Here is a 12,960-nt window from a genome sequence, read left to right as displayed (position 1 = left end):
TATGAAATTATGGGGCGGACGCTTCACAAAAGAGACGAACCAACTGGTACACAATTTCAATGCTTCCCTTTCCTTTGACCAGAAGTTTTACCATCAGGACATCGAAGGCAGCATTGCCCATGTAAAAATGCTGGCAAAGCAGGGAATTCTGACGACAGAAGACAGAGATGCGATCATAGAGGGGCTGGAAGGAATCCGCAGGGATTTAGAGAGCGGAGCACTTGCATTTACGGCGGAACACGAGGATATTCATTCTTTCGTGGAGGCGGTCTTAACGGAGCGCATCGGTGAGGCCGGTAAACGCCTTCATACAGGCAGAAGCCGCAACGACCAGGTGGCCCTGGACATGAAGCTGTATACGAGAGACGAGATCGATGAGATGGACGGTCTGGTCAAATCTCTTCTGGAAGAGCTGTTAAAGCTGATGGAGGAGAATCTGGACACGTATATGCCGGGCTTTACTCATTTGCAGAAGGCTCAGCCCATCACGCTGGCTCACCATATGGGGGCCTACTTTGAGATGTTTGACCGCGACCGTTCCCGCCTTTCTGATATCAGAAAACGGATGAACTACTGTCCGCTGGGATCCGGAGCGCTTGCAGGCACCACCTATCCCCTGGACCGGGAGTATACGGCGGAGCTTCTTGGATTTGACGGACCAACGTTAAACAGCATGGATTCCGTGGCGGATCGTGATTACATCATCGAGCTGCTCAGCGCGCTGTCGACGATTGCCATGCATTTGAGCCGCTTCTGCGAGGAGATTATCATCTGGAATACGAATGAGTATCAGTTCGTGGAGATCGATGATTCCTACAGTACTGGAAGCAGTATCATGCCTCAGAAAAAGAACCCTGATATCGCGGAGCTGATCCGTGGAAAGACAGGCCGGGTCTATGGCGCTCTCGTTTCCATTCTGACGACCATGAAGGGGATTCCGCTGGCCTATAACAAGGACATGCAGGAGGACAAGGAGCTGACCTTTGACGCCATCGATACGGTAAAGGGCTGCCTTGCGCTCTTTACCGGCATGATCTCCTCCATGACTTTCAGGAAGGATGCCATGGAAGCGAGTGCGAAGAACGGCTTTACCAATGCGACGGATGCCGCGGATTATCTGGTGAACCACGGTGTGGCGTTCCGTGACGCCCATGGAATCGTGGGACAGCTGGTATTATACTGTATTGAGAAGGGAATTGCACTGGACGATATGTCCCTGGAAGAGTTCCAGGCGATCAGCCCCGTGTTTGAGGAAGACATTTACGATGCCATCAGCATGCAGACGTGTGTGAAAAAGCGTATGACCATCGGCGCCCCGGGACAGGATGCGATGAAGAAAGTGATAGAAGCGTGCAGAGAGAGGCTGGAAAAGTAAAATCCATATACTGGAAATTTCCTCAGAAAAACTATTGCATTCCTCTATAGGGGAAGGTTTATACTAAAGTATATACTAGATGATTTATACGGAAAGGTAAACAAAATCTGATCAGAGGAGGCTGTCTGGTTTGCTATGGGGGAAAGGCAAAACGCTAAAAAATTATATTCTATCGGTGAAGTAAGCCGTATCTGCAATGTGTCGAAAAAGGCACTTCGTTTTTATGACCAGATCGGAGTGATCTCTCCGGATATGGTAAGCGAAGAGAACAATTACCGCTATTACAGCGAGGAGACACTGCTTCTGGTTCCGGTCGTCAAGTATTATAAACAGATGGGGTTCAGTCTGGAACAGATGCAGAGTCTGGTGGAAGGCAGTACGTATCAATGCCTGGAGCGAAGCTTTTTAAGCAAGAGTGAGGAACTGCAGACCGAACGGCAGGAGCTGCTATACCGCTATACCGCCGTGAAGGACTGGTATGAGCTCGTCCGTGAGGCGGAGCTTGTTTCTCAGCGCAAAGAACACGATGTGACCATAAAATATGTGAATTCTACGGTGTATTGCAGTAAAGAACAGGATTTTTCGTACAATTACATGGAGTCGATCATCAATATTCCGTGGGTGAACTATCTGGAAAGCATACATAATGAGATCACAGGGCCGGTTATCTTAAATTTCCCGTCATTTCGTGAGAAGCGGGATGGGACGTGCAGGCGGGCCAGGATTATGCAGATGCCGCTCCGCCCTCTGGTAAAGGAGGCGGAATTAAAGACGCTGGGCGGGACCATGATGGCTTCGGTCTATCACGTGGGATCCCTGGATTCAATCGGACGGGAATACGGGAAGATTGAGGAATGGGCGTCGAGAAAAGGATATATCTGCGGCGAGGAATCGTTTGAACGGTATGTGGTGGATTACTGGACGACGCGGGTGCCGTCGGAGTTTGTGACTGAAATACTGGTGCCGGTTACCCGGATGGAAGAGTGCAGATAATTTGTGAAAATTGAATAATATGATGCCAAAACCTTCCCCTCGAGGGGAAGGTTTGAAAGAGACAACCATAGCTTCGCAGGGAGATGGTTGTCTTTTTTTATGCAAAATTACGCTGTATCATGGTTTGACGGTATTGTTATTGTTTTAACATTACCCTAAGGGGAAGGTACATTATGCAGATTTACCTACACTATGCTAAAAAATATTTAGAAAATTGAATAATAATAAGCATAATATAAAAATATTTTAGAAAAATAGCGTAAAAAATGAGGCTTGACATTCCACATAGGGGGAAGGACTATACTAAATGCATATAAAAAAGATGGATTGAAGATGAAAATTAGATAATGTATCTAATTTCGAATCCAGAAGGAGGATATTTCATGAAGTACGATGCATTGGGAATGATTGAAACAAAAGGGCTGGTAGGATCGATTGAAGCGGCGGACGCCATGGTAAAGGCGGCTAATGTCACCTTAATCGGCAAGGAACACGTAGGCGGCGGTCTCGTTACCGTTATGGTGAGAGGTGATGTGGGAGCGGTAAAGGCTGCGACGGATGCAGGAGCGGCGGCAGCACAGCGCGTAGGCGAGCTGGTATCCGTTCATGTAATCCCACGTCCTCATGCAGAGGTGGAGTGCATACTTCCGGTCTGCAGAAAACCTGAATAGGAGGAGGGCGCGCAGGTGAGATATTACGGAGAAGAGGCACTGGGCCTGGTGGAGACCATTGGCCTGACACCCGCGCTGGAAGCGGCGGATAAGATGTTAAAGGCAGCGGACGTGGAACTCATATCCTACGAAAACGTAGGTTCCACCCTTGTGACCATTATGGTCAAGGGAGATGTGGCAGCGGTACGGTCCTCTGTGGAGGCCGGAGCGGCAGCTGCGGCAGCCATCGGAAAGCTGACGGCTAAGAATGTAATGCCGAGACCGATTCAGGGAGTAGGCGATATTGTATCCGTACACGATGTTGATGCGTAAGAACAGATAAACGGCAGGAAGGAAAAATTTTATGGAAAGATATGAAGCCATTGGTTCCATTGAAACATTTGGCCTGGTATTCGTTCTGGAAGCCGCGGATGCGATGTGCAAGGCGGCCGATGTGGAACTGATTGGATATGAGAATGTAGCTTCCGGATACATTTCCGTGCTGGTGCGCGGTGATGTGGGAGCATGTAAGACGGCAGTAGATGCCGGAGTAAAGGCAGTGGAAGCTATGGGAGCCGAGGTTTACAGCTCTGTCGTAATCCCCAGGCCTCATCCCGATCTGGAGAAGATCATCACACGTTACTCCTTAAAGAATCTTCTTCCGGCGGAGTAAGGAAAGGAAGCGTAGGCAATGCGTTTTGTTGATAAAGACTTGCTTTCTGTCCAGGAAGCCAGAATCCTGATGGAAAATGCCGGAGAGGCGAGAAAAGTGCTGGCTGGTTTTGAACAGGAAAGGCTGGACCGCATTGTAGTACATATGGCGCAGGCGGCGGCAAAACACGCCAGGGAGCTGGCGGTCATGTCCTGCGAGGAGACGGAATACGGAAACTGGCAGGATAAATACAGGAAAAACCGGTATATCTGCGAATACCTGCCCGAGAAGCTTAAGACCATGCGTTTTGTGGGAATCATTTCGGAGGACCGGGAAGAGAAAATGATGAAGGTCGGCGTACCGTTAGGAATTATCGCAGCGCTGACACCGTCTGCCAATCCGGTATCCACGGCCATCTATCAGGCGCTCATCGCGGTGAAATCAGGCAATGCCATCGTCTTCGCTCCCCATGAGCGGGCCGCGAAGACCACGGGCAGAGCGTTGGATATTCTGATGGAAGCGGCTGCTGAGGCGGGACTTCCGGACGGCGCGCTCTCTTACTTAGGCACCGTGACGCGTCAGGGAACGGAAGCGCTCATCGGCCATCCGGCCGTATCGCTGGTGATCGGCACCGGCGTTCCGGAGATGACAGAGGCCGCGAAGGCCGCGGGAAAACCGTTCATCTATGGAGGAACCGTAGGTTCCCCCGCGTTTATCGAGAGGACGGCGGACATACCGAAGGCGGTGAAGGCCATCGTGGCCAGCCGGAATTTTGATTACGGAATCGTACCGGCGGCGGAACAGTATATCGTTGCAGACAGCTGCATCGCCGGTGAGGCAAAAAGGGAATTTGAGAGAAACGGCGCCTACTTCATGTCGGGGGACGAGGAAAAACAGCTGATCGGGCTGCTTTGTCCCGAAAACGGCAGTCAGGACCCTGAGCTGGTGGGTAAACCGGCGCGGGAGCTGGCCAGGAGGGCGGGATTTTCCGTTCCGGATACGGTAAAGGTACTGGTCTCCGAACAGAAGTATATTTCAGACAGAAATCCATACGCCAGGGCGCTGCTGTGTCCGGTTCTGGTGTATTACATAGAAAATGACTGGGTTCACGCCTGTGAGAAATGCATCGAACTGCTGGCAAATGAAAGCCATGGACACACACTTGTGATTCATTCGAAGGATGAAGAGGTCATTCGCCAGTTCGCACTGAAGAAACCGGTCGCCAGGATGCTGGTGAACACCCCGGCTGTGTTTGGGAGCATGGGCGTGACGACGAATCTGTTTCCGGCCATGACGCTTGGAAGCATTACCGCCGGCGTCGGAATCACCTCGGACAGCGTTTCCCCCATGAACCTGATTTACATCAGAAATGTGGGATACGGAGTGCGGGAGATCGAAGACCGGATGACCGGAGACGCAGAGGAGAGAAACGGCCGCGCCGACGCCGCGGTTTTAAACACAGCCCGGCAGACGGCGGTTCCGGAATGCAGGGATGACAGCCTGGATGACGAGCTGGAGCGGGCCATGAAGAAGCTCCTGGAGTGGATGGCCGAAGAAGAATAAGCAGGAAAGAGGGGTAATACAAATTGGATATTCGTGAGTTTACAGATAAATTTGCAGATGCGACCAGAAACATGTCGCCGGAACAGCGGGAGGCGCTGGTAAAGATGCTGGAATCCGTTTCCGGCGATCTGCCAAAGGGCGCTCCGGAGAAAACGGGAGTGTGCAGCGGCGAGGGCACAGAGATTCCCGATGGGATCACCGAGCGTCTTCAGCTTCTGAAGGATAACTACTTAAAGCAGGTTCCTTCCATCACGACTTACCGTGCAAGAGCCATTACAAAGATCGCAAAAGAGAATCCGGGCATGCCGAAGATTCTTCTGCGCGCAAAATGCTTCCGTTACTGCTGTGAGACGGCGCCTCTGGTGATTCAGGACCACGAGCTGATCGTCGGAGCACCATGCGGAGCACCGAGAGCCGGAGCATTTTCACCGGATATTGCCTGGAGATGGATGGAAGATGAGATCGACACCATCGGGACGCGTGCCCAGGATCCATTCTACATTTCCGAGGAAGACAAGAAGATCATGAGAGAGGAGCTGTTCCCGTTCTGGAAGGGCAAATCTGTCGATGAGTACTGCGAGGACCAGTACCGGGAAGCCGGCGTATGGGAGCTCTCAGGCGAGTCCTTCGTATCAGACTGTTCCTACCACGCGTTAAACGGCGGCGGAGATTCCAACCCCGGATACGACGTAATCCTGATGAAAAAAGGAATGCTGGATATCCAGAGAGAAGCGAAAGAGCATTTGGAGCATCTGGATTATGAGAACCCGGATGATATCGAAAAAATCTATTTCTATAAATCCATCATCGATACCACAGAGGGCGTTATGATTTACGCAAAGCGTCTGTCTGATTACGCGGCGGAGCTGGCGGCAAAGGAGACGAATCCGAAGAGGAAAGCGGAGCTCTTAAAGATTTCCGAGGTCAACGCCCGTGTACCGGCCCATAAGCCGGAAACCTTCTGGGAAGCAGTCCAGGCGGTATGGACCATCGAGTCCCTGCTGGTCGTGGAAGAGAACCAGACCGGTATGTCCATCGGACGTGTGGACCAGTATATGTATCCGTATTATAAGAGCGATATCGAATCCGGACGGTTAAATGATTTCCAGGCCTTCGAGCTTGCCGGATGTATGCTGATTAAGATGTCAGAGATGATGTGGATCACCAGCGAGGGCGGTTCCAAATTCTTCGCCGGCTACCAGCCATTCGTCAATATGTGCGTGGGCGGCGTGACGAGAGACGGCCGTGACGCAACCAATGAACTGACGTATCTGCTGATGGATGCTGTCCGCCACGTGAAGATTTACCAGCCGTCCCTGGCCTGCCGGATCCACAACAAATCTCCTAAAAAATATATGAAAAAGATCGTGGACGTGATCCGTTCCGGCATGGGCTTCCCGGCCTGCCATTTCGACGACGCCCACATCAAGATGATGCTGGCAAAGGGCGTGAGCATCGAGGACGCCAGAGACTACTGTCTGATGGGCTGCGTGGAGCCGCAGAAATCAGGCCGTCTCTATCAGTGGACCTCCACCGCCTATACCCAGTGGCCGGTCTGCATCGAGCTGGTGTTAAACCACGGTGTTCCGCTCTGGTACGGCAAGCAGGTCTGCCCGGATATGGGAGATTTGAGCCGGTTCAAGACTTTTGAGGAATTTGACGCGGCTGTTAAGGAAGAGATCAAATACGTGACAAAATGGACCGACGTGGCCACGGTTATTTCCCAGAGAGTCCACAGAGACCTTGCTCCGAAGCCTCTTATGTCCATCATGTACGAGGGCTGTATGGAAAAGGGAAAAGACGTTTCCTCCGGCGGCGCGATGTACAATTACGGCCCTGGCGTGGTCTGGTCCGGACTGGCAACTTATACGGACTCCATGGCAGCGATCAAAAAGCTGGTGTTTGATGATAAGAAATATACACTGGAGCAGATAAATGAGGCGCTGAAGGCCGATTTTGTTGGATATGAGCAGATAAAGGCTGACTGTCTGAACGCTCCGAAATATGGCAACGACGATGATTATGCGGATTTGATTGCTTCGGATTTAGTTGACTTTACTGAGGCAGAACATAGAAAATATAAGACCCTGTACTCCCATTTAAGCCACGGTACCCTGTCCATTTCCAACAATACTCCGTTCGGACAGATGACAGGCGCTTCCGCCAATGGCCGCGGTGCATGGCTGCCGTTATCCGACGGCATCAGCCCAACCCAGGGAGCCGACTACAAGGGGCCGACTGCGATCATCAAGTCCGTGTCCAAGATGGCCAATGACAGCATGAATATCGGCCTGGTACATAACTTCAAGATCATGGCGGGACTCTTAGACACTCCGGAAGGAGAGGAGAGCCTGATCACCCTGCTTCGGACCGCCAGTATCTTTGGAAACGGCGAGATGCAGTTTAACTATCTGGATAACAACACGCTCTTAGAAGCGCAGAAGCACCCGGAGAAATACCGCGACTTAATCGTCCGTGTAGCCGGATACAGCGCCTTCTTCGTAGAACTTTGCAAGGATGTTCAGGATGAGATTATCAGCAGAACCATGCTGACCCATTTATAAAGAACCGTAAATTGGAGATGAATAACGATGAATCAGACACATGCAGGTTCCATTGAGCGCAAGGCACTGATATTCAATGTTCAGAAGTATAACATGTACGACGGGCCGGGCATCCGCACCATTGTGTTTTTCAAGGGCTGTCCGCTGCGCTGCAAATGGTGTTCCAATCCGGAGGGAATGGACCGGAGTTTTCAGGTCATGTTTAAGAAACGTTCCTGCGTGGACTGCGGGGCATGTGTAAATGCCTGCCCTGCGGGGATTCACGTGCTCTCCCCGGAGACCGGAAAACACGAAATCCGCAGAGACAGAGACTGCACCGGATGCAGAAAATGCATGGAGGTGTGCCCCCAGGAAGCGCTGACGATCTCAGGTGAATGTAAGACCATCTCGGAGCTGTTAAAGATTATTTCCGAGGATGAGGCCTTCTACGAGCAGTCGGGAGGGGGCGTGACACTGGGCGGCGGAGAAGTAACCGCGCAGCCGGAGGCGGCCTTAAACCTTCTGATGGCCTGTAAGCAGGAAGGCTATAACACGGCGATCGAGACGTGCGGCTTCACGAAAACAGAAACCATTTTAAAAATCGCGGAGTATGTGGACTTATTTCTGTTCGATATCAAGCATATGGACCCGGAACGCCACAACGAGCTGGTCGGTGTAAACAATGAGCTGATCCTGGAAAACTTAAAGGAGCTTCTTCACCGCCGTTACAACGTCAAGGTGAGAATGCCCATGCTAAAGGGGATCAACGACAGCAGGGAAGAGATCGACCGGGTAATCCAGTTTTTGATGCCGTTTCGTGATTATAAGAATTTCAAGGGAATTGATCTGCTCCCATACCACAAGATGGGGGTAAATAAATACAATCAGCTGGACCGGCCCTATCCCATCGACAGAGATCCCAGCCTGAGCGACGAGGACTTATCGCGGATCGAGGGCTGGCTGAAGGAGTATCAGTTCCCTGTCACTGTGGTAAGACATTAGCGGAGCCGGTATACAGCAGGAAAGGAGAGCCATGGCGGGAAAGGAACTTACCAGTGTAAGCCGGGTGATTGAGGAATCCGTACCCGGCAAACAGGTCACGATCGCCCATGTGATCGCATCACCGGTGCCGGAGGTGTACGAGTGCCTTGGAATCGACGCGGCGGGAGCCATCGGTATCCTGACGCTCTCCCCGTTTGAGACGGCCATCATCGCGGCGGATATCGCGGCTAAGGCGGCCGATGTGGAGGTTGGATTTTTAGACCGCTTCACGGGATCGGTGGTCATAGCCGGAGATGTCCAGAGCGTGGAGACGGCTCTTGTCTCCGTCTGCCGGACGCTGGAGACCGTGCTTGGCTTTGCCGTGCCCCCGGTGACGAGAACATGAGAACAAAGAGAATTATGGTAATGGGGGCTGGCGGGAGCGGGAAAACGACTCTGGCCCATGCACTGAATGGGGATCACTCTCCGGTAAAACGGACGCCCTGTCTGGTCTACGGAGCACGGACGATCGATGCTCCCGCCGCCTACTTAGAATCTCCCTGGATGGTACAGCACCTGATCGCGGAGGCCCAGAATGCGTCTCATGTTCTGATGCTGGTGGATCAGACAAAGACGAGGGAGGTATATTCCCCCGGTTTTGCCCTGGCCTTCCGTGCTCCGGTCATCGGAGTCATAACGAAGGAAGGAAAGAGCCGGGAGCAGCTGGCCCGGTGTGAAAAAGAGCTTTTAAAGGCCGGAGTCCAGCCTCCGTTTTACCGGGTGGTATTTCCTTCCGGGGAGGGGCTCCGTGAACTGGAAAAACGGCTGAGCAATGACTAAAATTCAGGAGAAAGGAGGCGGAAATAAAATGGAACAGTTTATTATGAAAACAAAAGTGTATCTCGGGGAAGCTTCTCTGGAAACTCTCCGGGATATGGGGATAAAAAAGGCGTTCGTGATCTGCGATCCGTTTATGAAGAGTTCTCATAAAGTGGATATGGTGACGGATCTGCTGGAGGAAGCGGGAGCGGAATTTTCTGTTTTTGCTGAGGTTGTACCGGATCCCACCATTGCGGTGGTGACTAAGGCCATCGAGCAGATGCTGGTATGCAGGCCGGACGCCGTGATTGCGCTGGGCGGCGGCTCAGCCATTGATACGGCAAAGGCGGCAGGACTGCTTTATTCCGGCATGAGCCAGTCGGAGCGTCCGGAACTGATCGCGATTCCGACCACGAGCGGAACGGGAAGCGAGGTTACCTCCTTTGCTGTGATCTCGGACCCGGAAAAACAGGCAAAATATCCCCTGGTGGACGATTCCATGGTGCCGGATACGGCGCTGTTGGACCCGCGTTTTACCGTTTCGGTACCACCCCATATTACGGCGGATACCGGCATGGATGTGCTGACACATGCGCTGGAGGCGTACGTTTCCACAGACGCCGGTGACTTTACGGATGCCTGTGCGGAGAAAGCGATCCGGCTGGTATGGCGCTACTTAAAAACTGCGGTGGAAGACGGAAGCAGCATGGAAGCCAGGGAGAAGATGCATAATGCGTCGTGCCTGGCCGGCGTGGCATTTAACGGGGCATCCCTGGGAATCTGTCACAGCCTGGCTCACGCGCTTGGCGGAAGATTTCATATTCCGCACGGAAGAAGCAATGCGATGCTGCTCTGCCATGTGATCGCTTACAATGCGGGGCTGGAAACTCCGGGAGAGACGGCGGCCCTGAAACGGTACGTGGAAGTGGCCAATATGCTGGGAATCTCGGCAGGAACCGACAAGGCGACCGTACACGGACTGATCCGTCAGATCAGGATTCTGATGAACCAGATCCATATTCCCCAGTATATAACGGAATGCGGTGTGGACAGGGAGGAATTCCTGGAGGCCGCAGACGGTATGGCACAGCTTGCTTTGGATGACAACTGCACGGTGACGAATCCCAGGAAGCCGTCTAAAGAAGAGCTGGAGAACTTATACCGGTGTCTGTGCAAAGGGGGATATTGATGAAATACATAACCGAAGCGGATTTGAGAAATTTATACCGCACCACCCCTTTTACAACGTATGAAACGGAACCGGGGACACGGCTGACGCCGGGAGCGAGGCAGTTCCTGGGGGATCGTGGAATCAGGGTTCCGGATGAGATACCTTCAGCGAAGCGGTTTGGGGACAGTGGAACCGGAGGAAAGAAGCCGCTGTACTTCTGGAGACAGGAGGAAAATAAGGCGGGGCATGATACGGACCGTATTGGTGCAGATGCAGAAGAAAACGCAGCAGCGACGGACAGCCGGGAAGGTGAGGAGCGATGTAAGGAGGATTTGAATTTCACTCCGGAAAAAATGGCGCTCTTAAACCGCCTGAAATCGGCGCAGGCCTTATTTTTGGAAACTGGGCTTCAGTTTAAGGAGCACGACGTGCTTCTGGCCCAGCGAATCTTCGTCATGGAGCGCTGCCTTGCGGGGCTGGCCGCAGAGGAGGAAATATGTCTGCTGCCGTGCCAGGCGTGTACCGGAATCTGCCCGGATAATTTTTCCGAGGATATGGAGGACTGTTTCGAGATTACCTCCTTCCACGTCCAGTCAGACCGGGGGATGGATCTGATCCGGCTTCACCGGCTGCGCTGTCTTCTGCGGGAAGTGAGCCCTTTCGTGGAGCAGGAGCTGGGAGACGGCAAAAAACGGGAGCTTCATCAGGTGATTAATGGTTTATCCCAGTTAATATGCCAGTTATTTGGAGGAAATACATGTCAAAAGAAGGAATAACATTTGAGGAATGCGACAGCCTGGTAAAGGAGTTTGAGCGAGTCGTTAAAAATCCGGTAACAAACGGTTCTTCCGTCTATTACACCGGAGTGGATTTAGGAACGGCCTGTGTCGTAGTGGCGGTTCTGGATGAAAACTTTAAGCCTGCTGCCGGCGCTTACCGGTATGCCGACGTGGTGCGGGACGGTATGGTAGTGGATTATATCGGTGCCATCCGGATCGTCCGGGAGATGAAGGAGGAACTGGAGGAAAAGCTGGGCTGTGAGCTTTTATATGCGGCCGCCGCCATTCCTCCCGGGACCGACGAGCTGGATTCGGGAGCCATCAAAAATGTGGTTCAGGGCGCGGGCTTTGAGATCACGGCTCTTCTCGACGAGCCAACCGCAGCCAACGCCGTGTTAAAGATTAAGAACGGCGCGGTCGTGGATATCGGAGGCGGAACCACTGGAATCTCCATCTTAAAAGACGGAAAGGTGGTTTATGTGGCGGATGAGGCTACCGGCGGAACGCATTTTTCACTCGTTATTTCCGGGGCGTATGGGCTTCCCTTCGGGGAGGCGGAACGCTATAAGCGGGACCCCTCGCACCATAAGGAGCTGCTGCCGGTCTTAAAGCCGGTGGTGGAAAAGATATCTTCTATCATCAACCGCCATTTAGAAGGCCATCAGGTGGAAGGCATCTACCTGGTGGGCGGAACCTGCTGCCTGGCGGGGATTGAGGATATTATTGAAAAGAGGACGGGAATTCCGACGTATAAACCGGATAATCCCATGTTTGTAACACCGCTGGGAATTGCGCGAAGCTGTACCCAGGAAGCCTGTGAATGAAATGAGGTAATGTGACATGGAAATCAGAATCATAAAATCACCGGCGCCCGGTACGCTTGATATTCTGTTAAGAAGAAAGGGGTCGGGAGCATCGACGCCCATCGAGTCGGTGGATGCCATCGGGCTGGTTCAGGGCCGGATGATTGAGATGGTGTGCGCCGCCGATGTGGCGGAAAAGGCTGTCGGCGTTACCGTGGAAGACATTCGCGGCAATTGTCCTCAGAATATGGTGCTGCTGGCTATTTTCGGGGATACCGCCTCCGTGGAAGCGGCCCTTGAGGAAATTAAGCGGAAAGAGAAAGAGGGGACACCGGAATGGTAACTGCAAAGCTGATCGGCAATGTCTGGGCGACCAGAAAAGCGGAATCCTTAAACGGATTTAAGTTTATGATGGCGGAGATCATCAGCGGGACGAGGACGGGAGAACGAATGATCGTGGTGGACACAATCAGCGCCGGAATCGGTGACCGGGTGATCGTCACGACCGGTTCTTCCGCGCGCCGCATGCTGGGTGACGACGGGATTCCGGTGGACGCCGTGGTAGTAGGAATTATTGATGAAGATTGTGAATTTATATAGAAGAAACCGGTGCAGCGCTGCACCAGTGCCG

At 52.6% G+C, this 12,960-nt stretch carries 15 protein-coding genes; all 15 read left to right on the top strand.

Annotated elements, in window-relative coordinates; all coding sequences use genetic code 11:
• The first annotated feature begins 1 nt into the window (after position 1).
• The 15 genes from argH to M1L66_RS25145 all read left to right on the top strand — a co-directional run bounded on the left by argH (position 2) and on the right by M1L66_RS25145 (position 12,929).
• Positions 2-1,375 (top strand): argininosuccinate lyase, encoded by a 1,374-nt coding sequence (argH, locus tag M1L66_RS25215; protein ID WP_187023130.1) that lies wholly within the window; start codon positions 2-4, stop codon positions 1,373-1,375.
• Between the two features lie 135 nt (positions 1,376-1,510).
• Complete coding sequence (locus M1L66_RS25210; protein WP_187023131.1) at positions 1,511-2,368, top strand: MerR family transcriptional regulator; 858 nt, start codon at positions 1,511-1,513, stop codon at positions 2,366-2,368.
• Between the two features lie 383 nt (positions 2,369-2,751).
• The gene (gene eutM / locus M1L66_RS25205) at positions 2,752-3,039 is read left to right on the top strand and encodes an ethanolamine utilization microcompartment protein EutM (protein ID WP_002602420.1); all 288 of its coding nucleotides are present in this window, start codon (positions 2,752-2,754) and stop codon (positions 3,037-3,039) included.
• Between the two features lie 15 nt (positions 3,040-3,054).
• Positions 3,055-3,351 carry a BMC domain-containing protein gene (locus M1L66_RS25200; protein WP_006773243.1) on the top strand — a complete coding sequence of 99 codons (297 nt, stop codon included), beginning with the start codon at positions 3,055-3,057 and terminating at the stop codon, positions 3,349-3,351.
• Between the two features lie 31 nt (positions 3,352-3,382).
• Complete coding sequence (locus tag M1L66_RS25195) at positions 3,383-3,691, top strand: BMC domain-containing protein (RefSeq protein ID WP_002602422.1); 309 nt, start codon at positions 3,383-3,385, stop codon at positions 3,689-3,691.
• A gap of 18 nt (positions 3,692-3,709) precedes the next feature.
• The gene (locus M1L66_RS25190) at positions 3,710-5,233 is read left to right on the top strand and encodes an aldehyde dehydrogenase family protein (RefSeq protein ID WP_434688725.1); all 1,524 of its coding nucleotides are present in this window, start codon (positions 3,710-3,712) and stop codon (positions 5,231-5,233) included.
• A gap of 23 nt (positions 5,234-5,256) precedes the next feature.
• Entirely contained in the window at positions 5,257-7,797 is a 2,541-nt protein-coding gene (gene cutC, locus M1L66_RS25185; protein WP_434688724.1) for a choline trimethylamine-lyase, read from the top strand.
• A gap of 27 nt (positions 7,798-7,824) precedes the next feature.
• Positions 7,825-8,778, top strand: a complete 954-nt coding sequence (gene cutD, locus M1L66_RS25180) for a choline TMA-lyase-activating enzyme (RefSeq protein ID WP_434688723.1) — start codon at positions 7,825-7,827, stop codon at positions 8,776-8,778.
• 31 nt (positions 8,779-8,809) lie between these two features.
• Positions 8,810-9,163 carry a BMC domain-containing protein gene (locus tag M1L66_RS25175; RefSeq protein WP_434688722.1) on the top strand — a complete coding sequence of 118 codons (354 nt, stop codon included), beginning with the start codon at positions 8,810-8,812 and terminating at the stop codon, positions 9,161-9,163.
• Complete coding sequence (locus tag M1L66_RS25170) at positions 9,160-9,597, top strand: EutP/PduV family microcompartment system protein (RefSeq protein WP_187023135.1); 438 nt, start codon at positions 9,160-9,162, stop codon at positions 9,595-9,597. Before M1L66_RS25175 ends, M1L66_RS25170 begins: the two co-directional genes overlap by 4 nt.
• 28 nt (positions 9,598-9,625) lie before the next feature.
• On the top strand, positions 9,626-10,765 hold the full coding sequence (locus M1L66_RS25165) for a 1-propanol dehydrogenase PduQ (protein WP_187023136.1): 1,140 nt from the start codon (positions 9,626-9,628) through the stop codon (positions 10,763-10,765).
• The gene (locus M1L66_RS25160; protein WP_434688721.1) at positions 10,765-11,523 is read left to right on the top strand and encodes a hypothetical protein; all 759 of its coding nucleotides are present in this window, start codon (positions 10,765-10,767) and stop codon (positions 11,521-11,523) included. The genes M1L66_RS25165 and M1L66_RS25160 overlap by 1 nt, the downstream gene beginning before the upstream one ends.
• Positions 11,505-12,350, top strand: a complete 846-nt coding sequence (gene eutJ / locus M1L66_RS25155; RefSeq protein WP_117632920.1) for an ethanolamine utilization protein EutJ — start codon at positions 11,505-11,507, stop codon at positions 12,348-12,350. Before M1L66_RS25160 ends, eutJ begins: the two co-directional genes overlap by 19 nt.
• Positions 12,351-12,366: 16 nt before the next feature.
• Entirely contained in the window at positions 12,367-12,672 is a 306-nt protein-coding gene (locus M1L66_RS25150) for a BMC domain-containing protein (RefSeq protein ID WP_187023138.1), read from the top strand.
• Positions 12,666-12,929 (top strand): EutN/CcmL family microcompartment protein, encoded by a 264-nt coding sequence (locus tag M1L66_RS25145; protein ID WP_002602432.1) that lies wholly within the window; start codon positions 12,666-12,668, stop codon positions 12,927-12,929. Before M1L66_RS25150 ends, M1L66_RS25145 begins: the two co-directional genes overlap by 7 nt.
• The last annotated feature ends 31 nt before the right edge of the window (positions 12,930-12,960 follow it).

The sequence above is a fragment of the Hungatella sp. SB206 genome, from assembly GCF_051132295.1.
GTDB classification, from domain to species: domain Bacteria; phylum Bacillota; class Clostridia; order Lachnospirales; family Lachnospiraceae; genus Hungatella; species Hungatella effluvii.
The sequence above is the reverse complement of the archived record's forward strand: the minus strand, read 5'-3'. Positions and strand labels throughout refer to the sequence as shown.

What these genes read in the sequence shown, in the direction of transcription:
- M1L66_RS25190 (WP_434688725.1), top strand. Translation starts at nt 3,710, where the DNA reads ATGCGTTTTGTTGATAAAGACTTGCTTTCTGTCCAGGAAGCCAGAATC.
- M1L66_RS25195 (WP_002602422.1), top strand. Translation starts at nt 3,383, where the DNA reads ATGGAAAGATATGAAGCCATTGGTTCCATTGAAACATTTGGCCTGGTA.
- M1L66_RS25210 (WP_187023131.1), top strand. Translation starts at nt 1,511, where the DNA reads ATGGGGGAAAGGCAAAACGCTAAAAAATTATATTCTATCGGTGAAGTA.
- cutD (WP_434688723.1), top strand. Translation starts at nt 7,825, where the DNA reads ATGAATCAGACACATGCAGGTTCCATTGAGCGCAAGGCACTGATATTC.
- argH (WP_187023130.1), top strand. Translation starts at nt 2, where the DNA reads ATGAAATTATGGGGCGGACGCTTCACAAAAGAGACGAACCAACTGGTA.
- M1L66_RS25145 (WP_002602432.1), top strand. Translation starts at nt 12,666, where the DNA reads ATGGTAACTGCAAAGCTGATCGGCAATGTCTGGGCGACCAGAAAAGCG.
- M1L66_RS25175 (WP_434688722.1), top strand. Translation starts at nt 8,810, where the DNA reads ATGGCGGGAAAGGAACTTACCAGTGTAAGCCGGGTGATTGAGGAATCC.
- eutJ (WP_117632920.1), top strand. Translation starts at nt 11,505, where the DNA reads ATGTCAAAAGAAGGAATAACATTTGAGGAATGCGACAGCCTGGTAAAG.
- M1L66_RS25160 (WP_434688721.1), top strand. Translation starts at nt 10,765, where the DNA reads ATGAAATACATAACCGAAGCGGATTTGAGAAATTTATACCGCACCACC.
- M1L66_RS25165 (WP_187023136.1), top strand. Translation starts at nt 9,626, where the DNA reads ATGGAACAGTTTATTATGAAAACAAAAGTGTATCTCGGGGAAGCTTCT.
- M1L66_RS25170 (WP_187023135.1), top strand. Translation starts at nt 9,160, where the DNA reads ATGAGAACAAAGAGAATTATGGTAATGGGGGCTGGCGGGAGCGGGAAA.
- M1L66_RS25150 (WP_187023138.1), top strand. Translation starts at nt 12,367, where the DNA reads ATGGAAATCAGAATCATAAAATCACCGGCGCCCGGTACGCTTGATATT.
- eutM (WP_002602420.1), top strand. Translation starts at nt 2,752, where the DNA reads ATGAAGTACGATGCATTGGGAATGATTGAAACAAAAGGGCTGGTAGGA.